The organism is Streptomyces sp. NPDC093586 (genome assembly GCF_044764905.1).
GTDB lineage: Bacteria > Actinomycetota > Actinomycetes > Streptomycetales > Streptomycetaceae > Streptomyces.
This window is the reverse complement of the sequence record NZ_JBIWJA010000034.1, coordinates 65,180-87,936: the sequence shown is the minus strand read 5'-3', so window position 1 is coordinate 87,936 and position 22,757 is coordinate 65,180. Positions and strand designations below refer to the sequence as shown.

Annotated in this window: 12 protein-coding genes and 5 pseudogenes; 7 read left to right on the top strand and 10 right to left on the bottom strand. The window is 71.7% G+C overall.

Annotated features, from left to right (window positions below):
- Nucleotides 1–477: 477 nt before the first annotated feature.
- Both ACIRFH_RS28510 and ACIRFH_RS28505 read right to left on the bottom strand, forming a co-directional pair.
- A complete protein-coding gene (locus ACIRFH_RS28510) occupies nucleotides 478–1,122 on the bottom strand; it encodes a phosphotransferase (RefSeq protein ID WP_403526731.1) in 645 nt (214 codons plus the stop codon).
- Nucleotides 1,123–1,329: 207 nt separating this feature from the next.
- Nucleotides 1,330–1,746, bottom strand: coding sequence for a hypothetical protein (locus ACIRFH_RS28505; protein WP_403526728.1), 417 nt, complete (start codon nucleotides 1,744–1,746; stop codon nucleotides 1,330–1,332).
- A gap of 1,875 nt (nucleotides 1,747–3,621) precedes the next feature.
- Between ACIRFH_RS28505 and ACIRFH_RS28500 the strand changes: the two genes are divergently transcribed.
- Complete coding sequence (locus ACIRFH_RS28500) at nucleotides 3,622–5,061, top strand: Gfo/Idh/MocA family protein (RefSeq protein ID WP_403526725.1); 1,440 nt, start codon at nucleotides 3,622–3,624, stop codon at nucleotides 5,059–5,061.
- Nucleotides 5,062–5,808: 747 nt separating this feature from the next.
- Here the strand turns inward: ACIRFH_RS28500 and ACIRFH_RS28495 are convergent.
- Nucleotides 5,809–6,921: pseudogene (locus ACIRFH_RS28495) on the bottom strand (transposase); the annotation flags it as partial.
- Nucleotides 6,922–7,124: 203 nt separating this feature from the next.
- Here ACIRFH_RS28495 and ACIRFH_RS28490 point away from each other — a divergent pair.
- The 5 genes and pseudogenes from ACIRFH_RS28490 to ACIRFH_RS28470 all read left to right on the top strand — a co-directional run bounded on the left by ACIRFH_RS28490 (nucleotide 7,125) and on the right by ACIRFH_RS28470 (nucleotide 11,855).
- Complete coding sequence (locus tag ACIRFH_RS28490; protein ID WP_403526722.1) at nucleotides 7,125–8,654, top strand: carboxylesterase/lipase family protein; 1,530 nt, start codon at nucleotides 7,125–7,127, stop codon at nucleotides 8,652–8,654.
- A 47-nt stretch (nucleotides 8,655–8,701) separates the two neighbouring features.
- On the top strand, nucleotides 8,702–9,301 hold the full coding sequence (locus tag ACIRFH_RS28485) for a GNAT family N-acetyltransferase (RefSeq protein ID WP_403526719.1): 600 nt from the start codon (nucleotides 8,702–8,704) through the stop codon (nucleotides 9,299–9,301).
- 52 nt (nucleotides 9,302–9,353) lie between these two features.
- Nucleotides 9,354–9,872, top strand: a pseudogene (locus tag ACIRFH_RS28480) (DUF6529 family protein); the annotation flags it as partial.
- Nucleotides 9,760–10,140: an AQJ64_40280 family protein gene (locus tag ACIRFH_RS28475; RefSeq protein WP_403526716.1), complete on the top strand. Its 381-nt coding sequence runs from the start codon at nucleotides 9,760–9,762 to the stop codon at nucleotides 10,138–10,140. The pseudogene ACIRFH_RS28480 and the gene ACIRFH_RS28475, both read left to right, overlap by 113 nt.
- An 884-nt stretch (nucleotides 10,141–11,024) precedes the next feature.
- Nucleotides 11,025–11,855, top strand: coding sequence for a glycoside hydrolase domain-containing protein (locus tag ACIRFH_RS28470; protein ID WP_403526713.1), 831 nt, complete (start codon nucleotides 11,025–11,027; stop codon nucleotides 11,853–11,855).
- A 485-nt stretch (nucleotides 11,856–12,340) separates the two neighbouring features.
- On the opposite strand, the gene ACIRFH_RS28465 is transcribed toward ACIRFH_RS28470, so the two are convergent.
- The 6 genes and pseudogenes from ACIRFH_RS28465 to ACIRFH_RS28440 form a co-directional block, all read right to left on the bottom strand.
- Nucleotides 12,341–12,754: a GNAT family N-acetyltransferase gene (locus ACIRFH_RS28465; protein WP_403526710.1), complete on the bottom strand. Its 414-nt coding sequence runs from the start codon at nucleotides 12,752–12,754 to the stop codon at nucleotides 12,341–12,343.
- A gap of 44 nt (nucleotides 12,755–12,798) precedes the next feature.
- Nucleotides 12,799–13,438 (bottom strand): annotated as a pseudogene (locus ACIRFH_RS28460) (PIG-L family deacetylase); the annotation flags it as partial.
- A gap of 302 nt (nucleotides 13,439–13,740) precedes the next feature.
- Nucleotides 13,741–13,995 (bottom strand): annotated as a pseudogene (locus ACIRFH_RS28455) (methyltransferase domain-containing protein); the annotation flags it as partial.
- Between the two features lie 372 nt (nucleotides 13,996–14,367).
- Entirely contained in the window at nucleotides 14,368–16,401 is a 2,034-nt protein-coding gene (locus tag ACIRFH_RS28450; protein WP_403526707.1) for an ATP-binding cassette domain-containing protein, read from the bottom strand.
- 651 nt (nucleotides 16,402–17,052) lie between these two features.
- A pseudogene (locus ACIRFH_RS28445) lies at nucleotides 17,053–17,223 on the bottom strand (IS110 family transposase); the annotation flags it as partial.
- A 321-nt stretch (nucleotides 17,224–17,544) separates the two neighbouring features.
- Entirely contained in the window at nucleotides 17,545–18,903 is a 1,359-nt protein-coding gene (locus ACIRFH_RS28440) for a HEAT repeat domain-containing protein (RefSeq protein WP_403526704.1), read from the bottom strand.
- 287 nt (nucleotides 18,904–19,190) lie between these two features.
- On the opposite strand from ACIRFH_RS28440, the gene ACIRFH_RS28435 reads away from it, so the two are divergent.
- On the top strand, nucleotides 19,191–20,873 hold the full coding sequence (locus ACIRFH_RS28435; protein ID WP_403526743.1) for an RICIN domain-containing protein: 1,683 nt from the start codon (nucleotides 19,191–19,193) through the stop codon (nucleotides 20,871–20,873).
- A gap of 43 nt (nucleotides 20,874–20,916) precedes the next feature.
- Here the strand turns inward: ACIRFH_RS28435 and ACIRFH_RS28430 are convergent, their stop codons facing one another.
- On the bottom strand, nucleotides 20,917–22,734 hold the full coding sequence (locus ACIRFH_RS28430; protein WP_403526701.1) for a glycoside hydrolase family 2 protein: 1,818 nt from the start codon (nucleotides 22,732–22,734) through the stop codon (nucleotides 20,917–20,919).
- Nucleotides 22,735–22,757: the final 23 nt, after the last annotated feature.

Sequence of the window (22,757 nt, the reverse complement as noted above, 5' to 3'; positions counted from 1 at the left end):
GGCGACGTTCGCCCGGTGAGGAGCGGCGTCCGGTGCGGCGAGTGGGGGCACCCCCTCCGGGGGAGCGTGCCGGGCGTCGCGACGGGGCGAACGTCACCTGCCGCGGCACTAGCGCCCACCGACCCCGCCCGCCTGGCCGCCGCCCTGGTGCGCTTCGCCCCCGGCGCCCGCACCAACTGGCACTCCCACGCCAAGGGCCAGACCCCCTGCATCACCGACGGCGTCGGCCTGGCCGGCTCCCGCGCCGGCGCCGGCCGTCCGCCTTCCGTCCGCACCTGGAGCCCTGCCTCATGTCACCGCTCCTTCCCAGCCCAGCGGCGACGCCCCGCCCGCACGCCGCGGGCACCCGGCTGCGGCACTGACCGCGGCCCCGCACGACGGTGATCCCCTGCGAGGCCGGGTTCGTGTTCATGGCCGATTTCTACGACATGGTGTTCCTCTCAAGGACCGGCACGCGTAACGGCGTTGCTCGTGCGATCACCGAACTGAGCGTTCCAACGCGTCCCGATGATCGGAAACCCACTGACGGGCCGCCCGGACGTGTCCCACCACCCCCGCGTCACGGAGTCGGGCCATGGCGACGTCACCCGCATCAGCCTGGGACTCGATGCCCCGCCAACACCGGTCCTGCCACCACAGGATCGTGGACACAAGACGCTGCCGGTCCGACAACCCGTAGGCGTCCACGATCAGCCTCATGCGCCGTGCTGCCTCCTCGACGCAGGTGACCGATGGCCCCAGACCGAGGTATTGCCAGCACACATGAGCGATGTCGTGGACCCGCGCGCCCGGCGCAGCAAGGTCCCAGTCGATGAAGGCAGTTGGCCGGAGTTCGCCCCCGTACAGCTGATAGACCGTGTTCTTGGGCGACAGGTCGTTGTGACACACGACCTCCTGGTCACCGGCCAGTGGGGTGCCGGCCGTCAGGTCGTGAAACTCACGCACCAGCCGGGCGACCGCCACCAGGCTCTCGTCGGCCGACACCGCGGCAGGTTGTCGCGGTTCCCACGCCACATGTCCCTCGATGTAACTGAGTACTTCACGGCCGTCGTCGTCCACACAGAGATACCGCGGAGCGCCGTTCCAGCCGCTGGCCTCGAACAACCTCAGCAGCTCACCCACGAACCTCGAGCGGGCCGAGACCGGACGACGCACGGTGTCCCCGACACGAACGACCACATTGACGAAACCTCCGGGCAAGGGAGACTCATGCATCCGGCCACCCTGCCCGATCGGCACCTCGATCTGCCACCGACTTGTCCTGACGCATGATCCGCCGCAGTGGGAGGACACCGGAAAACCGGCACCCCAGCCCTATGCCCCGCGTCCTCAAGCAGGCGGATACTCCTGATCGGGTACGCCGGCGGTGGCCGGCCGGTCGCGCGGTCCGCTGAGTGCCGGGTCGGTGGCCGATCCCTCGGGAACTCCGGAGGAGGAGGTACCTCCATCCAGGCATGTCAGCGACAGGAGGACGGGTGTCTGCAGGCCCTGGGCCGGTGTGACGGGGCGGGCGGCTATGACGGTCCAATTGCCCTTGGCGAGGGTGAGCGCCGGGGTGCCCGTGTCGGGGCCTGTCTGCCAGCCGTACTCGGAACGGGCCCGTGCGAAGGCGGCTTTCAGTGCGGCATTCACCGTCTCCGGAGCGTGCTGTCCCGAGAGCCGTTCGTAGCACCTGCCCAGGGTGTTCGGTGGTTCCCTCTTCACCTCGATGCCTTCCGCCGCCAGTGCCGACCTGATCTCCGACACGGCTGTGTCCGCGGGCAGAGGGGGACCTGAAAAGCGCGGGGGGAGCGGGCCGAGATCCGCGGGAGCACAGGCCGCCGCGGTCATCAGAGCCGCTGTGGTGAGGCATGCCAGGGTTGTGCGCCTCAGTTGCTGTCGAACGATGGTGTCCGTCCTCTCTCGGGATCCGACGGCTGACCATTCTGCCGCCCCGCCGGACTCGACGGTCCGCCGGCCATGGGAGCCCCCAGCCGTCGGCGCCCCGTTGCCGAACCGGGTCGGAGCCGACGGCACCGTTCGGGACGCCTGCCGCAGCCGGGTCATCGAGTCCGCCCTCACCCTGGCGCTCGTGACACGGCGCGGGCAGCGTCATCAAGCCGCTCGCTTCCGCGTCATGCGTTGCCTGGAGCGCCATCGGCACTGCGGCGACCCTCTGGAGGCGGCCCTGGCCGGCACCGTTCCGCGACCGGACAACGCGCCGGTGAGGCGCGAGGTCCTCGCAGGGATCGGCCCAGGTGCCGGAGTTCGCCGGGGCCCGCAAACAGGCCCTGTTTCACGCTGTGTTCACCATCCTCGGCGCAGACCCCGCCGCACTCCCTCGGTACCCGGACGCTACCGCCATGAAAGCACCGCACCCGTGGACCGCCGGACAGGTCACCGCGGTCAAGGCCGTCCTCGGCCGGGCCGTCGGCAGAGCTCCGCCGGGCGCCGACGACCTCGCCCTGCTGGCAGCCGGCCAGCGGCAGGGCACCGTGTGGGAGGGGAACCTCTTCATCCATCCGCTGGTCCTGCATGCCCTGGCAGATGTGCCCGGCACGCACGCCACGGTCGACGAGGGCCTGGCCACCGCCCTCACGCACCAGCGTGACGACGGCGGCATACCATTCGTCACCGGCACCTGGTCCACGGTCACCGCGGGACTCGCTCTCCACGCCGCCGGTGCGCCGCGCCCTGTCCGGCACCGCATCGGCCGGCACCTCGCGCAGGTCCGGCACCGAACGGCGGCCGGTCGTACACCGACCGCGCGCAGCCGACCGATACGGACTGCACCACCGCCGCCCTCGGATTCCTGCACCAGCTCGACCCCCACACCTACCACGACGCGATCCGGCGTGGTCTGGATGTCCTGCTCGCCGTGCGCGGCGCCGACGGAGGATTCCCCGTCTACGACGCGGGCGCTCCTTCCGGGGCGTGCGCGACCGCCGCGGCCGTCAACGCGCTCGGGACACAAGACGGCCCGCACCGCGGCATCATCCGGTCGGCCCTTCGCTCCCTGGCGGACAGCCGGCTCCCGGACGGTTCCTTTCCGCCCGGTTGGAGCAAAAGCCGTCTGTACACCCCTTCTCGGGTGTACCTCACCGTCGAACCTCATTCCGGACGCCTTCTTTCCTCCTCCGCGGCGTGAACGAGCGGATCCTTTCCCTGGGACCCGCCGCCCAGCAGACCGACGGAGGCTTCGGGCATCAGAAGGGAAGCGAGAGCGACACGATCAGCACCTCCTACGGCAGGAACGGCTCCATGAATCACGAGCTCTTGGCGCGACGCCCGGTCACCGACCTGTGCCGATGCCCGGCCTCGTGTTGTCGTTCCACCGCGGCGGCCTCCACCGCGTCGTCTCCCGGCTCACCCCGGACCGGCGTGACCGGCCCCGTCCTCGCCCGAGGGCCACCGTCCGGGTATTCCGCCGGGTGACTTCACGAACGGGGATCCCGTCCCGCTCTCGACGCACGGAGTCGTGCAGGACAGTATGTGACGGCGCCGCGGTGCGTGGAAATGCTCGGAACTGCTGTGCATCGAGCGCTTATTGACATGTAACCGCTGACGTCGCAGAGTCGTGCCCCGAAAGTGTTCGACAGCCCCGCCCGTGATGCCGCCCGCCCCACGAGGAGTGTTGCCGTCATGTCCGAAACTCCCGCTGTCTCACGTCGACTGCTTCTGGGCGGCGCCGTCGCCACCGGCGCACTCGCGGTCGGGATGACCGCGTCCGCCCCGGCCGCGTCCGCCTCGGCCGCGTCGGCGGCGGACGAGCAGGCGCCACGCCGCAGGCCCGGCCAGAAGTCGATGATCGGGGTCCCGTTCGACGCCCACAGAACCGTCCGCGTCGGCGTCATCGGCCTCGGAAACCGGGGCGGCGGCATGATCACGGGCTGGGCGGCCGTACCCGGCTGCACCGTGACCGCCGTCTGCGACATCCGCGCCGACCGCGCCCGGCGCGCCGCCGACCGCCTGGAGAGCAAGGGCCACCCGCGCCCCGCCGAGTACGGCGGCTCCGCCGACTCCTACGCCCGGATGCTCAAGCGGGACGACATCGACCTGGTGTACATCGCCACGCCCTGGGAGTTCCACTACGAGCAGGGCCGCGCGGCGCTGCTCAGCGGCAAGCACGTCCAGGTGGAGCTGCCCATCGCGACGGAACTGCGCCAGTTGTGGGACCTCGTCGACACCTCGGAACGCACCCGCAGACACCTGTGGCTCTCCGAGAACTGCAACTACGGCCGCAACGAACTGGCCATGCTCAGGGCCGCGCACGACGGCCTGTTCGGAGACATCACCAACGGCCACGGCGGCTACCTCCACGACCTGCGCGAACTCCTCTTCTCCGACACCTACTACACCGACTCCTGGCGGCGGCTGTGGCACACCCGCAGCACCGCCTCCTTCTATCCGATGCACGGGCTCGCCCCGATCGCGGCGGCCATGGACGTGAACCGCGGCGACCGCATGACCACCCTGCGCGCCACCGCGACCGCCCCGAAGGGGCTGGCCGACTACCGTGCACGCTTCGTCCCCCGGGACCACCCCTCCTGGAAAGAGACGTACATCAACGGTGACCTGATCACCTGCATGATCGAGACGGCGAAGGGCAGGACGATCCGCGCGGAGCACGACGTGAGCTCGCCCCGCCCGTACAGCAGGATCAACACCCTGGCCGGCAGCCGGGGGATCGTCGAGGACTACGCGGGACCCGCCCCGACCGGTGCCCGCATCTACGTGGAACCGGACCACAGCGGCCACAGCTGGCGCGACTTCGAGACCTACCGCAAGGAATACGACCACTGGCTGTGGCAGAAGGTCGGCGACGACGCCGCGAACAACGGCGGCCACGGCGGCATGGACTACGTCCTGCAGTGGCGCACCGTCCAGCTGATGCGGGTCGGGCTGGTGCCGGACATCGACGTCTACGACTCGGCAGCCTGGTGCTCACCCGTCCCCCTGAGCGTCACGTCGCTGGCCAAGGGCGGTCGTCCGGTGGAGATCCCGGACTTCACCCGGGGTGCCTGGCGTGAGCGCAGGGCCGGCCTCGACTCCACGCCCACGGACATGCCGCCCGTCGGCTGAGCGCGAGCGCTCCCGCCGCGGCGTACCGGCGCACAACCGGCCGCCGGACGCCGCGGCGGGGGAGTCATCGCGTACCGCCGGCCGATGCCCGGCGCGTGGCGTCAGGAGCGGCGCAGCCGGCCCCGTACCTCCAGCGTCCGGGCGGCGATACGGGCCCGGGCCCGTCCGGCTGCGCACGAACCGGCGGGCGCCGCGCACCGTCTCCCGCCCCAGCCGGTGGAGGGCGCCGCCCGGTCCCGGCCGGCCGTACTGGGGGACACGCGATCGTGCGCGGCTTCGGTGGCGGTTCAGGCGGTCGAAGGGATCGCTCGGGTGACGGCCGTGATCGCCGGGGCGGGACGGCCGGAGAGGCGTGCCACGAGCCCCCGGCGGACCTCGGGGGTGCGCCGTCGACGCGCAGCAGGCTCACCCCGGGCGGCACCACCGGGGAGAGCCGGGACGGCGCCGTCGTCACACCGAAGCCGTCGGCGACCAGCTGGAGCTTCGTCAGCCAGTCGCGCGCGGAGTGGACGATGGGCGGCCGTCCGGGCAGGCCGGGCCGGATACCGAGCAGCGGCTCGGAGCCCGATGACGGAGTGGCGATCCACGCGGCGTCGATCTCGGCACCGTCCCCGGATGCCCCGGACGCGCTGACCGGCAAGCACGCTCGGCCTGGCGGCCAGGGCCGCCGTCGACGACGGCCACGCCGACGAGGCCACCGGCTTCCGCAGCGAGGCGCTCGAACGCGAGACCGACGACCACGGCGGGTCATGAGTCGGTGACGGGCGCGCTCTGCGACACGACTGCGAACTCGCCGTCACCTGGCTTGGTCCTTACACCTGTGCGGCGGGGACGTGGGGTGGTCGACTTCTTCGTTCGCTGTTTCGCTGCCGGTGTTGTGCGGGGCGGGTGCACGGCGTGGCGGGATGTGGGCCGGGTGTTCTTTTGGCCCGGTGGCCGTCCGGGGCCGGGTCGGGAGGGTTTCGGTGCCTGGGCCGGGCAGGTGGTGGTTGGGCGGATGTGCCGGAAGTCGCGGCGGACGCGGGCGGGGGTGAGTCTGTCCGGCGGGCTGGGTTTCTCCCGGGGCCGGCGCCGGTCGGCCGCCAGGGGCCGGGCAAGCCGCAGCTGGGTGTAGGCGGCGATGATCAGCCAGGTCCATCGGTCGGCTGCCTCGGGGGTGCGGATCTTCGGGCAGGTCCAGCCCAGGGTCTGCTTGAAGAGGCGGAAGGTGTGCTCGATGTCGAAACGGCGCAGGTAGGACCGCCGGAGACGGGCGGTGTCCGCGGGAGTGGCGTCGGTGCCCGACCACCACAGCCGGACCGGCTTGGGGGTGGCTCCGCTGGGCAGGTGGTCGATGTCCAGGCGGATCACCGTTCCCTCGACGATGGGGAGGGTTCCGTCGGCTGCGGCCCAGGAGGGGCGGTGGGTCAGCTTGGGATGCAGCCGGTCCCAGGAGCGGGCCAGGGCGGTGCCGTGGAGCCGGGTGTCGGTGACGGTCTCGGTGCCCGGGGTGCCCCAGGTGCCGGGCTGGCCGAAGCCGAACTCGCCACCGTGCCGGGGCGGGCGTCCCATCGTGCCCGGCAGGCGGGGCGGGACGGCCCCGCGCAGGACACGGTCCGAACGCATCCGGGCCGACACCTGCACGGGCAGATCCCGCAGGAGGAAGGCCAGAGGGGGTGCGTCGTAGCCGGCGTCCGCGATGACGAGGACGTCCGGGTCGCCGGCCTGCCACTGGCCTGCCGTGATCAATCGCTCGACCAGCTCGCGCAGCTGCCCGGCGGTGACCGTGGCGGCGTCGTCCCCGGGTGCCGGCCGAAGCGCGTCCAGCGGTGCGGTCCACGAGCTGCGGCCGGGCTCGAGGGCGCAGACGATGGAATACGGCCGGCTCCCCAGGCGCCACACCACCACAACGGCACCCATGAGCAAAGGGACACGCCATCCGCGAGTGAAGACGACCAAGCCCTACTGGAGCCTCGTGACGGCCTGACCACGCCGCATTCGGGCCGACCGGTCGGAAAACGGCTTGTCCGTCGCCCGAACGTCCGGAGAGGATGACCGGGCAAGATCACAGATTGCGAGGCCCCATGCACGTCACCGTTCCCACCCCGGCAGGCAGGATCCGCGGACAGTGGAAGGGCGAGGTGGCGGCGTTCCTGGGGATCCCCTACGCGGCCCCGCCGTTCGGTCCACGGCGCCTGAGGCCGCCCCGGCCGCCGCAGCCCTGGGACGGGGTACGCGACGCGTTCACCCCCGGGCCCGCCGCGCCGCAGCCCGGTTATCACCCGGCGATGGCCGCCCTGCTGGAAGAGGCGGCGAACACGGGTGAGGACTGTCTGAACCTCAACGTGTGGACGCCGGCCCCGGGACGCACCGGAGGACGGCTTCCGGTCATGGTGTGGATCCACGGCGGCGCGTTCCGCAACGGCTCCGGTTCACTGCCCTCCTACGACGGCACACGGCTCGCCACGGACGGCGCCGTCTGCGTCACCCTCAACTACCGGCTCGGCGCGGAGGGCTTCCTGCTGCTCCCCGACGGCACCGCGAACCTCGGTCTGCTGGACCAGATCGCCGCGCTGGAATGGGTGCGCGACAACATCGGCCAGTTCGGCGGCGACCCGGACAACGTCACCGTCTTCGGCCAGTCCGCCGGTGCCATCAGCATCACCACGCTCATGGCCATGCCGCGGGCCAGGGGGCTGTTCCGGCGGGCGGTCACGCAGAGCGGAGCCGGTCACCACAGCCACCCCGAGGACGTCGCCCGCCGCGTCACCGAGCGGCTGGCCGCCCTCGCCGGGGCGGAGCCGACACGCGAGGGCCTGGCCGCCGTACCGCCCGAGCGGCTCGTCGCCGCCAACGCAGCACTGGGCCAGGAGATCGCGCGGGCCACCGATCCCGGGCAGTGGGGCGAGTCGGCGGGCGGCGGCACCACCGTGCTGCCCGTCGTGGACGGAACCACCCTGCCGCAGCGCCCCATCGATGCGATCGCCGGTGGAGCGGGCCGCGACATCGACCTGCTCACCGGTACCACCAGCGACGAATTCCGGCTCTTCCTCGTCCCGTTGGGGATGGGGCCGAGGATCACGGACGAGGTGTTGACCGGGTTCCTCGCCGGACTCGGCCTCGACCCCGCGCAGGCCCGCGCGGTCTACGCCGCGAAGCACCCCGGCGCGACCCCGGGCGACCTGCTGTCCGCGGCCATGAACGACCACGCCTACCGTGTTCCCGCGCTACGGGTGGCCGAGTGCCGCGCCGCACACGGAGCGGACACCTTCGTGTACGAGTTCGCCCACCCTTCCCCCGCGCTCGACGGGGCCCTCGGCGCCTGCCACATGGCGGAGGTCGGTCACGTCTTCGGCAACCTCGCCTCCCCGCTCACCGGCCCCGGCGCCCCGCGGGAACTCTCCGACCTGATGCGCGGGGCCTGGCTCTCCTTCGCCCGCACGGGAAAGCCCGCCGACGCGCTCGCCGACGGCCTGCCGCACTGGCCCGCGTACGGCGGACGCCGGTCCGTCATGCGCCTGGGCGACGGCGCGCCCGTCGTGCTCGACGATCCCGCGACGGACGAACGCAGGCTCTGGAACGGCCTGCGCGGCCCCGCGCCCATGCCCGCCTGACCGGCGGACACCCCCCGCCCCGTACCCGTCCGGAACCGGAGCAGACCATGTCCGTCACCACCCCGTCAGCGAGGCCCACCACGCACGACGACGTACCCGCGTGCGTGGAGGTGCTCACCCGCGCCTTCGCGGACTATCCGTTCACCCGGCACGTCGTCGCCGCCGACGACCGCGAGCGGCGCGTCCGCCGTCTGCAGGAACTGTTCCTGGCACGCGTTGCGCTGCGCTACGGCCGTTCCTGGGTCACCGACGACCGTCTCGCGGTGGCCGCCTGGACGACTCCCGAACAGGACCCCTCTCCGGCCTTCGCCGAGATCGGCTCCCTGCTCCCGGAGCTGGCAGGTGACCGCGCCGCGGCGTACGAGGCCGCGGAGGCGGCTCTCGCGCCCCATCGCCCTACGCACCCGGTGTGGTTCCTGGCCACTGTCGGGGTGGATCCGGACGCCCAGGGGCGGGGACGCGGCGGAGCGGTGCTGCGGCCGGGGCTGGAGGCGGCCGAGGCGGCGGGTACCCCGGCCTTCCTGGAGACCTCCGACGCGCGCAACGTCCGGTTCTACGAACGCCTCGGCTTCACCGTCACCGCCGAGGTCCCGCTGCCCGACGGCGGCCCGCTCACCTGGTGCATGACGCGGTCGCCGGGGCGCTGAGCCGTGCGGGCGCCGCCGCTCACCGGGCCGGTGCGGCCGTCGTCGTCCCCGTGCCGACGGCCGCGCGCTCGTGCGGCGGAAACACCGCGTGCTCGGGTTCGTCCTCTTCCTCTTCGCACTGCCGATCGCGTATCGCTGCCTCGTCACCTACGAGATCGAGACACCGCCGGCACGGATGACCGTTCACTCCTGCGCCGGGTACGCCTCCTACGGCGCGTTCGTGACGAAGGCGGTCGTCGCGCCCCGGCCGACGCCGGCGCGCTGCCGGCCGGTGGTGGACGCGACGGTCTGCGAGGAAGGGCCGGCAGCCGAGAGGGCCTGGTCCGTGTTCGTTCCGGCTTACGCAACCTGCACAAGCGCTGGGCAGTCCTACCGGATACCGAGATCGGTGCAACGGTCTTGCCGATGTACGGGCGCAAGGGCGGGAAACGGGCTCCGAACCTTGACCGAGGAGAGGGATGACGAATCTGAACACCCAGGTGACCTGGGTCGACGCACGCGAGAAACTGCCGCCGGCCGGTGCACCGGTGGCAGCGGCGATCACAGGCCGGTTCCCGGCCGACACCGCTGAGTCCGGCAACGCGTCGGGGGAGGCATTCTGGCTGGTAAGGCCGATGTACTTCACGACTCGGCACTGGAGTGAGGACGGGACGGAACACAGGGACTGCTTCGTCGACTCCGATGGCATCGTCCGTTTGCCCTACGGTCTCGCCGACGATGACACGGTGACTCACTGGGCTGAGCTGCCCACCCTGCCGGGCAGGACGACGCACCTCGTTCTCGGGGAAGACGTGCAGTCGGCGCTCCAGAGTGCGTGGCGTGCTCGCCCTGGCACCTGACGCACGTCCTCTTTCGAGCGCCTACTGATCATTTCGGAACGAGCTTGACGCAGTGGCTTGGCAGTGGGCTCGGCGAGCGGCAGAGTTCTTCAGGCGTCGGAAGATCTTGTGCCTGACGATTTGTGGGAACGTGTTGCCCCGCTGCTTCCCCTCCTCGCACGCCGCGGCGTCGGCGGTACCCAGGCCGACCGCCGGCGGGACCTCCGCACGGCGGGCCTGCTGGACATGGACGACGCCGCGATCGACAGCCGCGTCGACGACGACGGAAAGGCCACTCCGCGCCCTGCGTCGACGTCCGGCCTTGGGCTGCTCGTCAGGCGCGAACGCGTCACGGTCCTGGGCAGCCGACTGCGGACCGAGCCGCGCAGCGCGGGCGGCTTCACTGCCCAGGCCGAACTTCCCACGAACGGGGCGTCGAGATCCGTGTCCTGCTGGCTGACGACCAGCAGTTCATCCGCAGTGGCTTCCGCGCCCGACCCGCGTCCCTCGCCTACGAAACCGGCCTGGTAACCCCACGTAACCCCTGGCCCCGGCGCGCCGCTCTCGGACCGGGGCACTACGGCGCTTCCTCGTCGCTCCGACCGACCTGACGGCACGCTATGCCCTGGACGCCGGCTACCACGTCGCCGTCAGGGCATCCTCCACGCCGACCGCTACGACGCATGCCCGCCCAGGTGCGCGCCGACCACCGCGGCCCGCTCCACGGCCACTTACCTGGACGCCCCTCAGCGCTGTTTCCGTTCCCGGCTCGTTCGACGCCGCCGGCCGACAAGGGCAACCACCGGAGCAAGGAGAATGTTGGCCGGTCACTCTGGTTCCGCCGTGCCTGTATAAGCTGTGCGAGTTCCGAGTAACCGGAGCCCGATCGTGTATGGGGTGGGGAAATGCCGAAGCACCGGCTGTCCAGAAAAGGCCGTTACATCGCCCTGGCGACGACAGGCGTCGTCGTCGTGGCCGGCGCCGGGATCGTGGCGCAGACCTCGATGGCCGCTACGGCGTGGCCGGCGCAGAAGACCTACACCGGCCGGGCGTTCGACGCCTGCACGGCACCTTCGCTCACCGCGATGAAGGCGTGGAAGAAGGACGCCTACTACGGTGGCGTCGCCGTCTACATCGGCGGCAAGAACCGCGGCTGCGCCCAGCCCAACCTCACCAAGCCCTGGGTGAAGTCGGTCGACACCCTCGGGTGGCGGGTCATCCCCCTGTACGTCGGCGCCCAGCCGCCCTGTCAGAAGAGCCGGAACAAGGAGAGGTTCACCGCGGCCACCGCGGCCTCGGTCGGGGCCGCCAACGCCAACGACGCGATCGCCAAGGCCTCGGCCCTCGGCATGAAGGCCGGCAGCCCGATCTACCTCAACATGGAGTCGTACGACATCGCCGACAAGGCGTGCAACGACGCCACCCTCACCTACGTGCGCTCCTTCACCAAGACCCTGCGCGCCAAGACCTACCGCGCCGGCCTCTACGGCTTCAGCAGCTCCAGCGCCAAGGCGATCGCCACCGCCAAGAACCGCACCGACCTGCCGGGCAACCTCTGGTATGCCCTGTGGAACGGCCAGGAGACCACCACCAAGGACTGGCCCTGGGACCCGAAGCTGTACACCGACCACAGCCGCGGCCACCAGTACAAGGCCAACAGCAAGGAGACGCGCGGCGGCCACACCATCACCGTCGACCGCAACGCCTGGGACGCCCCGGTCGCCATCATCGGCTGACCGGCTGACCGGCTGACCGGCTGACCGGCTGACCGGCTGCCAGCGCCGACGGCTCGCGAACGGCCCGGCCCTTCCCGGCCCGGTCTGCGTGGTGGTCTCACACGCCGTCGGCGGTCTTCGTCCGGACGAAGGGCCTCGGGTGTTCGTTCCGGTCGGCGAGCAGTACGCCTGGCGGGAGACGCGCAGACGGCAGTCCTCGCGGCGGATCTGCGCCGAGCACGCCAACACCGAATTGCGGCAGTGGCACCAGCTCCAGCGCTGCACCGGCCCACGCGAGGACTACGCAGCGACCCACCAGGCGATCACTTCATCGGTTTCGGACCGTTCGGCTCGCCGACCGACCCGCCGCAAGCCGAGCACCGAGCCCATGCTCGCCCGGCAGGCCACCTGCTGGTCAACCACCAGCCGACCCGCCAGGTCAGCACGCCCAGACCTCAATCGCGGACCAAGTCGTAAAACGCAGCCGGCGAAACACCGGCCCGAACTCAGGGTCTCAGCAGTCCGCCCACCCACCAGTCGTGCGGCTTGCCGTCGTTGGCGATGCCGCGATTGCGCAGTGTCCCTTCGACGGTGAAGCCGAGTTTCTCGGCGACGGCACGCGAGCCGGTGTTCCCGGCCATGGCCCACCACTCGATGCGGTGCACGTCGAGCGTGGCCCAGCCCCAGTCGCACAGGGCCCGAGCGGCCTCCACCGAGTATCCGCGTCCGCGCTGCTCCTTGACCGCCCAGTAACCGAGCTCCCAGACGCCGCGGCTGATGAGGGTCAGGCAGTACGAACCGACCAGGACGTCGGCGCCCTCTCCGGTGCCGACGACAAGGAGGTGGGCGAGGCCGACGCGGGCGGAGGCGTCAGCGACGCGCCGATGCCACTCGACAGAGGCGCCGCCGAGCTCGGCCATCTCGCCCAGGACCGCGATCCGTCGACGACCGCGCCCCACTTCGGTCAGGGCTCGAGGGCGGCCAGGACGGACGCGGAGGAGGCGTTGAATGCATCGTTGATGACGGTGACACCGTCGGTGCGCGTGGTGACGGCCATGCGTCCGCCGGTGGCCATCCGCGCCTCGGACAGGGCCGCGGCGACGGTGTCGAAGGGCACGCCGGCGGCGATGCGGTCGGCTTCGGGCAGGCGGGCGAGGACGCCGGGCAGGGGCCGCTCGCGTGCGACCTCACCACGGTGCGCGAGGACCGCCCGCCACTTCACGTCGGCCCAGGGGGGTGACGTCGACGCTGGTGGGCACATAGGAGTCCGGGACCGCGAGCACCCTCTTTCCCACCCCTTCGAGCAGCGGGCGGAGCAGGCCGACGCCGGACTCGGGGTGCGCGGCCGCGTACAGCGCGGCCGGCTGCCACGGCGGGCCCGCTTCGGGATACAGGTGGGCGAAGCCGGCGGCTTCGACGGCGAGCAGGGTGATCTGGTGGGTGCGTACGTGGTCGGGGTGACCGGTCGACTGGCCGAGGGCGTCGTGGGTGACGACGATGTCGGGCCGGAAGTCCCGGATGTGGGCGACGAGGCGGCCGATGGCTTCGTCGAGGGGAGCGTCGACGAGCCGGGACCGGCCAGGGGCGGCTGCTTTCCCACGGGCAGCGTGCCGCTGGCCGGCTGCGGCGGGGCGCTGGTGTGGATGGCCGCCGCGAGCTGCCCGATATGGCGGAGGATCCGGTGCTGCTGCTCGGGCGGGTGGACGGCGCCGTGCAGGGACCGGCCTCCCACCGCGGTGGACCGGTACCCGCGCGACCGGCCCCGCAGGACCGCCTCGACCGTGCCGGCCGGGGTGCGGGTGACGAGGAGTTGCCCGGGCCAGCTCGGCGTGCGGGTCGCGAGTGTCGTGAGCAGCCGGCCGCCCGGCGCGAGCTGCTCCACCCACGGCGCCGGGACGTGAGGAACACCGCTGCCGGAAGCGATGCCGGAGTGGGTCCGGTCGTACGGCGCCCGTGCTTCGTGCCCTTCGAGCGCGTCGCCCTCGACGACCGTCGCGTCCAGGCCGAGCCGGTCGAGGTTCCGGCGGGCGAAGGCGGCCATGTGCCGGTCCCGCTCGACGCCGACGACGAGCCCGGGGCCGGTGATCTCCGCGGCGAGGGCGAGGGAGACTCCGGGACCGGGGCCGGGCTCGAGACAGCGCTGCCCGGGTCCGAGTTCCATGGCCTGGAGGGCTTCGACCGTGGCGGGGTGTAGGTGGACACGGACGTCATGTGCCCGCCGCTCACCGGCCCGCGGGGGAGGGCGTCGAGGGGCTCGCCGTCGTGCTGGAGCAGGATCGACTCGTCGCTGTGGAACAGATCGAGCCACTCCTGACGGTCGTCGGGGTGGGAGCCGTCGAGGAGACGCCAGTCGATCGGGTCCGTGCCCGGGCCGCTGCAACGCGGCGAGCAGCGCGGCGAGGGCGTCACGCTCGTCAGGGTGGCGGCCGAGGTACGCGTCGATGGTCTTGCGGATCGAGGAGGAGCTGGGCGGCATGAGCGTCGTTTCGCCTTCGACGTAGGGGGGCGGGGCTGTGGAGGCCGCGCTGGTGGGTCAGCTCGCCGTCTCGTGGTCGGACGGCTGGGTGACGCGGGGGCCGGGAACCGCGTCGGCCGCGGGCGTGAGCCCGTACTGGGCGGCCTGGGCGGTGAACATGCCCTGGTACAGGCCGCCCGCGCGGGCCATGAGCTCGTCGTGGGTGCCGTCCTCGACGACGCGTCCCTGGTCGAGGACGTAGATGTGGTCGGCGTTCATGGTCGCGGCGAGCCGGTGGGTGACGAGCACGACCGCGTGTCCCTCCTCGGCCAGGGACCACAGCCCCTGGAACGAGGCGATTTCCGCATGGGGGTCAAGGGCGCTGGTGGGCTCGTCGACCAGCAGGAACGGCGCCTGCCGGTACCGGGTTCGAGCGGACCCCAATTTCTGCCACTGTCCGCCCGAGAGCTGGACACCTCGCTCGTAGCCCTTGAACACGATGGAGTCCCAGCCGTGCGGCAGGCCCTCGATCAGGTCGAGTACACCCGCCTCCCTGGCGGCTTTGCGGACGCGGTCCATGTCCCGGGGCCGGTCGCCGGCGCCGATGGCCACGTTCGCGGCGGCCGTCATCTCCCAGCGCGGGAAGTCCTGCGCCAACAGCCCTACGGCGCTGAAGACCTGGGCGCGGTCCGCCTCGCGGAGCTCGACCCGCTCGCCCGACTCACCCACCCACCACACGTTCCCTTCGGAGGGCAGCAGCAGCCCGGCCAGCACCTTCGTGAGCGTAGTCTTTCCCGAGCCGTTCGCCCCCACCAGGGCCGTCACCTTCCCCCGGGGCACCCGCACGCTCACGCCCTTCAGCGAAGGACTCTCGGCGCCCGGGTAGGTGAACGACACCGCCTCCGTCCGCACCTCCAGAGTCGGCGCGGGCAGCGGCGTACCGGAGGACGGGATGGCGTTCTCACCCGCCACCTTGATGGCGTCCTCGGTGTCGGTGAGGAACAGCAGCTCCTCGTACAAGCGGTTGACCTGCTGCACCAGCGACGTCAGACGTGCCGTCGAGGTGCGGATGGCGATCACCGCCGTGCCGCCGACGGCGAGCGGCAGCCCACCGGAGGCCAGGAGCCACCACAGCACGCCGTAGCAGGCCAGCGACGCGAGCCCCGCGAAGCCGCCGGCGACCAGATCCGTGGACGCCTGCGCCCGGGCAAGGCGCCGCTGCTCCGCCTCCGTCTGCCTGGACATCTCCTCGTAGCTGGACAACAGCTTCGTGCCGGCGGCGTGCACGCGGATCTCCCCGGCGGCGTGCGGACGGGTCAGGTACGCCAGCAGCGAGGCGATCGCACGGCGGTGATCGACCCAGTTCAGACGGGAGAGGTAATCACGGCGCGCGGAGCGGACCGCGCCCCACCCCTTGGGCAGAGCGATGGCCAGCAGCATCGGCAGCAAGGTCCAGTGCAGCGCCGCCAGCACGATCGCGGCCGCCGCCATGCCGATCACCACGTTGCCCACGCCCACCGACAGCCGCAGCATGCTGCGGGCCGAGTCCGTGCCGAACTTCCCCGCCTCCAGGACCCGCTGGACCTCCGGCCGCTCCGTCGCCTCCACCTCGACGTGGGTGACGGCCGTGTAGTACCGGGCGGAGACCGCCCGCTCCACCTGCGGCTCCAGCCGGCCCGACATCGCCGTCGACCACGCCGACAGCACCGCGGTCGCCACCGCCGCGACCGCGAGCACCACCAGCGACGGCAGCGCCTCGCGGAGCTTGTCCGCGGTCGGACCGTCGGCGAACAGCTGGGTGAGAACGCTGTTGACCGCCACCAGCCCCCAGCCAGCCGTCATCCCCTGTCCGAGCTGGGCCGCCACGACCCCGGTCAGCGCACGCCGGTCCGTCCCCCAGCCGGTGTGCAGCACCATGCCCACCATCCGCGGGAGCGCAGCCGCCATGTGCCCGAACTTCAGCCGGGTCAGCGGCCCTTCGTGGCGGACGAATGACTGGTCGTAGCGCAGCCGGCCGCCGTACAGCTCCTGCTCGGCAGCCGAGACACTGGCCGGGGCGCCGCCCTCCGGTGGGCTGACGGTCTTGCCGCTGCCTGGTTCGTCTTGCGTCAATGTGTTCCTCCTCGTAGACGTGATGGTGGTCTCGGTGTGTCCAACGACGTCACCGCGGTTTCGAACACATGTGTTTCAGTCGGTCCTGGAATCCCGCGGTAGAGCGGGTAGCGGCGCGTGGAGGATGCATGGATCCAGTTCTCGCAACGGGTTTGCGAACTTGGGTGGTTGGCCGAATCGCCGATGAGGGTGCTCGCACGTCCGGATGGGTGCGTTGGTCCGCACTCGCTTGCTCCCGACTTGTGGAGTGCGAGCCTTCCCGTATGCCACGGAGTTTCGCTGGAGCTGTCTGTGCGTGTGCTCGCTGCCCGTATCCGATCCGTTGGCGACCGGGAGCTTCGCTCCTGGGACGGAGCGGAGGTGGCCCGTGGCGATCAGCGATGCCGCCATCTCGGATGCCCTGGCCGCTCACCTCGGGCGCTACCCGGATGAGGCCGAGCTGCTGTCCCAGCCGGTGCAGATGTTCGCCGGCGGTGAGAACTCCGCTTCCTCGCACAGCAGTTGTGGCGGCACCGCCGCGCGATCGGTTGCCGATGGCGGCGCCTGGCCGCCGGCCACCAGGCCCTGCTCACCCTCGCCCACCTGGGGGGTGCCTCTATGTCTTTCGTCAAGGCGCCCAGGTTGGGTTTGGGATGGTTCGGCTTGCCGGGGTCATGCGGCGAGTTCGATGTCTTCGGGAGTGCGGGATTCGTAGAAGGTGCCGTCGCGGAGCATGGCGAACAGGACGCTGATGCGTTGGCGGGCGAGGCGGAGGAAGGCCTGGGTGTGGGTCTTGCCGCGGGCTCGTTGCTTGCCGTGGTAGGCGCGGGAGGCCGGGTCGGCGTTCCGGAACCTCGACGTCTGGTTCCTCGACCAGCCCGAACGCCGGCCGTCGACCGCGCACCTGACCACCTTGCGTCCGCGTCCGACGGATGAGGTCCGCGCGGCCGTCATCGAGATCAAGCGGGCTCGGGCCGACCGTCCGGAGTACGGCGTGACCGTCAGGAGTTTCGACGTCTACCGCGCGGTCCTCGACGACAACGTGCGCGATCCCGTGCGGTTCGAGTTCTGGTCGGGGCGACGGAAGGAGCTGCAGCCCTGAGCCGGCGGGCTGCGCCGGCGTCGCTCTCTCCGCCTGGCGACTGCTCGACGCCGAGGACACCGTCAGGCGGAGGCCGGGTGCTCCCTGTTCCACCTCCACCGCTGCAGGGCGCTGTCTCGATGGTCGTTCACAAAGTCGCTGCCGAGAGGCCCGACCCGCTCGATGGCCTCCGCGGTGCGCGGGTCGTCGCGCAGGGCGAGGCCGTAGGCGGCCTCCAGGCGCGTGACCTGATCGTCCTCGTCGAGCAGCGCGACCAGGGCGTCGGCGACAGCGGGCGTACGGTCCCGGCAGGAGGCCAGGAGCCGCGCGGCCTCGCTCCGCAGTCCGGCGTCCGGGCCCTCTGCCAGCACAAGCAGCGCCCGCACGGCGTGGGGGAGGAGATCGTCGTCGCCCACGGCCACCTGGCAGGCGTTCAGCCGCACTGCGGCGTCCGGGTCGCCGGTGAGGGTGAGCAGCGCTTCCCTGACCAGGGGCGTCAGGGAAGCGCCCTCGCCGGGGAAGAAGAGCGCGGGCACCTGCCGGCGGACCCGGGTGTCGGGGTGACCGGCGTACCGCAGTCCGGCGGCCTCCAGGCCGGGGTGCTCGTACCCGGCGAAGGCGTCGAGCACCTTCACGAGCATCTCGGTGTCCGTCTCCTCCGCCGCCCAGGCGGCCAGGAAGTCGCCCTCCCGCTCCGCGTAGGGGGAGTCGTACACGACGATGCCCCGGGTCCGCAGGTAGTCCACCACGAAGCGGCGGTGCGCCGGGTCGGGGTGGTGGCGGTGGGCCACCACGGCCGACCAGGTCTCGAAGCTGCGGCGTTCGAGGAGGACCCAGGTGACCTCCCACCAGGTCGCGTGCTCCTCGTCCGAGCGGTCGAGGGCGCGGGTGATCAGCTCGTCGACGGGCGTCAGGATCCGGAACGCCCACTCCAGCGCGGTCAGGACGCCGGCGTGCCCGGCCCGCACGGTGAGGCCGCCGAGCGAGACCTGGTCGACCCAGTCGTGCGCGTCCGGGGCGTCCCGTACGCGGACCGTCTCGGCCGGTCCCGGCGCGCCCGTCCGGCGCCGCAACTCCTCGACCGCGCCCGTCTCGTACCAGGTCCGGGCCAGGGCGAGCAACCGTTCGCGCGCGTCCTGCGACAGGCGCAGCCGGGGCTCTTCGCCGAGGACGGCCGTGACGACGGCCGGAGAGCCGCCGTCGACGGCCCGCCACAGCGGCGTGGTCCCGTCCGGCAGTATCCGGTCGGGGTCCGCCCCGCCTTCGACCAGGGCGTCGGCGACGGCGGCGTCGTACGCCGCGACGGCCGCGCACAGCACCGGAAGCCCGTCGGTGCTCATCGCGTCCGGGTCGGGGCCCTCGTCCAGCAGCGTCCGTACCGCTTCGTCGTCCCCCGCCCGGACCGCCGTCACGAGCCGCCGGTCGAGCTCACTCCTGCTCACGCGTCATGTCCTCCTCTGATGCACATACGGGCCGAGCGTCCGTGAGAATCCACCGGGAGGGCAAGGGAATTGCTGAGCGTTTTCAGCGTTGCCTCTCCAGGGTGAGGACGGCGGCGGCGATGACGCTCATGCGGTTGGGGCTGCAGCGGGCTCGGACGGAAGCGGCGACGGCCCGACGCTCTTGCGTACGCACACCGGTTTACATCGATGTACATCCGGCTCTAACCTGACGCGGATCTCGCCTCCCGGGGAGCTCTGCGAAGCTCGAAGGAAAGGGGAACGTGTTGATGTTCCGACTGTTCCACGCCCTCAGACGCCACCGCCCCCGTGCCGTACTGCCGGTCCTGGCCGCGGTACTGAGCACGGTGCTCGCCGCACCAGCCGTCGCGGCCGCCCCCGCGTCCACCGCCCCGTCCACGACGGACGCCGTCTCCCCCGCGGCCACCGGCACCCCGCTGCGCGACGGCACGGGCCTGTACCCGCGTGCCGTCCGGCTCGCCCACAACGGCGCCGACAACGGCCGGGTCCTGGCCAGTGTCGTCACCTTCGACGGCAACAACGGCATCGGCGCCATCCACGAGAGCACCGACAACGGCGCGACCTTCCACGAGGTCGGCCGGGTCTCCGACCCCGAGTCCGCGTCCGGCCAGGGACTTTGCTGCACCACTCTGTTCGAACTTCCCCGGCAGGTCGGCGCGTTGCCGGCCGGCACCCTGCTCTGGGCCTCCTCGGCCGGCCAGGACGAGCCCGACCGTCGCATGGCGCTGCGGATCTGGCGCAGCAACGACGTGGGCCGTACCTGGTCCTACCTCTCCGCGTGCGCCGTCGCCACCGGCACCGGCGGCCTGTGGGAACCGGAGTTCTCCATCGCCTCGGACGGCGCCCTGGTCTGCCACTATTCCGATGAGACGGACGCCGCGCACAGCCAGAAACTCGTCGCCGTACGCAGCTACGACGGCGTCACCTGGCAGGGACGCCACGACACCGTCGCCAGCTCCCTGCAGACCGACCGGCCCGGCATGCCGGTCGTGCGCAAGCTCCCCGACGGCACCTATTTCATGAGCTACGAGATCTGCACTCCCGGCGGGCAGTACCAGTGCGTGGTGCACTACCGCACCTCCGCCGACGGCTGGAACTGGGGAAGCGTCACCGACCTCGGCATCCGCCCCGAGACGGTCGACGGCAAGTACTTCCGCGCCACCCCGACCATCGCCTGGGCACCGGACCCCAACGGCGGCGCCAACGGACGGCTGCTGCTGATCGGGCAGCGCCTGCTCGAGAAGGACGGCAGCGTCGCCGCCGAGAGCGGCCGGACGATCCTCGCCAACACCGAGAACGGCAGCGGGCCGTGGTACGAGATCGAGGCACCGGTGAACGTGCCCGACCCGCAGATCAACTACTGCCAGAACTACAGCTCCCCGCTGCTGCCCTCGGCCGACGGCCGTACGGTCCTGCAGATCGCCACCGACTTCGACGGCACGGTCTGCAAGCCGTACTACGCCACCGGCTCCGTGACCGGAACCGGTGACGCCTCCGGGATCGTCGACGGCACGGTCTACCGCCTGGTCAACGCCAACAGCGGGCAGTGCCTCGACGTGGCCGCCGACTCACGGGCGGCGGGTGGCAACGTGCAGCAGTGGACGTGCAACGGCCTCGGCCCGCAGGACTTCACCCTCACCGCCCGCGGTGACAGCCGCTTCACGCTCACCGGTCACCACAGCGGCCACTGCCTGGACGTGGAGAACGGTTCCGCCACGGCCGGCGCCAACGTGCGCCAGTGGTACTGCAACGGGGCCGCCGCCCAGGATTGGCGGCTGGAGAGCGTCGGCCGGGGCTACTACCGCCTCGTCGTCCGCTCCAGCGGCCAGTGCCTGGACGTGGCCCAGGGGTCGCGGACGGCCGGCGCCAACGTCCAGCAGTGGACCTGCAACGGCCTCCAGCCGCAGATCTGGCGGCTGGTGCGTGCCTGAGCCGGGCGGGGCCCGCGGTCGGCACCGCGGGCCCCGCCCTCCCTCACGCCTGCTCCTCGATGGCCGCCGGCCGCAGCTGCGCGGCACGCACCCGTGCCACGTCGAGCTTGGTGCCGCGGTCGAAGCGGTAGATGCCGTTCTGCTCCTGGAACACGTCGGTCAACTGCGTGTAGCAGTAGCCGAACATGTGCGGATCGCTCAGCAGCACCTCGGTGAGACCGCCGAACCGGGCGTGGAACTCCTCCTCGTCCCGGACCCGTTCGCCGTAGCCCCAGGACTGCTCACGGTCCTCGCCCGACAGCTCGGAGGCAGCCTCGGGGTCCCACCAGATGCCGCCGAACTCGCTGACGAAATACGGCTGTCCCGCGTAGGGCAGTGAGTAAGGGGCGCCGTTCTCGTAGGCGTTGACGAACGGCTCGTCCTTGGCCAGGCCGGACATCAGCTGCCGGAAGGAGGCCGGGTCCTGCTCGTAGTTGTGGGCGTCGTAGATGTCGGTCTCCGCGACCCGGTGGGCGTAGCCGGAGGCGTCGATCACCGGCCGGGTGGTGTCCATGGCCTTGGTGGCGAGGAACATCGCGCGGGTGACGTCGTCGAGCTGGGTGATCCGGTCGTGCAGCTTCTGGTACGTCTCGTTCAGCGGGCACCAGCCGATGATCGAGGGGTGGGAGTAGTCCCGTTCCAGGGCCTCCAGCCACTGGGCGACATAGGAGGCGTCGGGCTTCTGGTTGTCGCCCGAGGAGCCGCCGGTCTCGCAGCCCCAGTCGCCGAACTCGCCCCACACCAGGTAGCCGAGGCGGTCGGCGTGGTGGAGGAACCGCTCCTCGAAGACCTTCTGGTGCAGCCGGGCGCCGTTGAAGCCGGCCGCCATGGCCAGTTCGATGTCGCGGACCAGCGCCTCGTCGGTCGGCGCGGTCATCAGGCCGTCCGGGTACCAGCCCTGGTCGAGGACGAGCCGCTGGAAGACGGGCCGTCCGTTGAGGAGGACGGCCTTGCCGCGCAGGGCCACGGAGCGCAGACCCGCGTAGCTCTCGGCGCTGTCGACGATCTCCCCCTCCGTGTCGAGGAGTTCGAGCCGCAGGCCGTACAGGTGAGGGTCGTCCGGTCCCCACTCGCGACGCCGGTCCTCGGGCACCGGCAGGTACAGGCGCGGGGCGAGGTCCAGGTCGGCGCGCGCCTCGGCGCGGCTCACCTCTCCGTCGCCGTCGCTCAGCACGGCCCGGACCCGGTGGCCGGGCCGGTTGCCGGACAGCGGCAGTTCCAGATGGAAGGCGCTGCCGGCCAGGTCCGGGGTGATCCGGGGGCGCCGCAGATGGGTCTCGGGGACGGGCTCCAGCCACACGGTCTGCCAGATGCCGGTCACCCGGGTGTAGTTGCAGTCGTGGTTGGCGTACCGGACCGCCTGCTTGCCGCGGGCCTGCGGGCCGGACCTGGCGTCCCGGGCGCGGACGGTGACGACGACCTCCTCGCCGGTGCCGGCGAGGTCGCCGAGGTCGGCGGTGAACGGGGTGAAGCCGCCGCGGTGCCGGGCGACCTCCGCACCGTTCACCCAGACCGTGGTGTCGTGGTCGACGGCACCGAAGTGCAGCAGTACCCGCCGCCCGGCCCACTCGGCGGGCAGGGGCAGGGTCCGCCGGTACCAGACGGCGTGCAGGAAGTCGGTGTCGCCGATGCCCGACAGTTCGGACTCGGGCGGGAAGGGTACGAGGATCTCGCCCCGCAGTTCCCTGTCGAGGAGACCGCGTTCCAGGCCGCTGTCCCCTCGGTCGGTCTCGAACTGCCAGGCGCCGTTGAGGTTGAGCCAGTCGCGGCGCACGAACTGCGGACGCGGGTACTCGGGGCGCGGGACGGAGGGGGTGGACACACATGCTCCAGTGAGTAGATCGT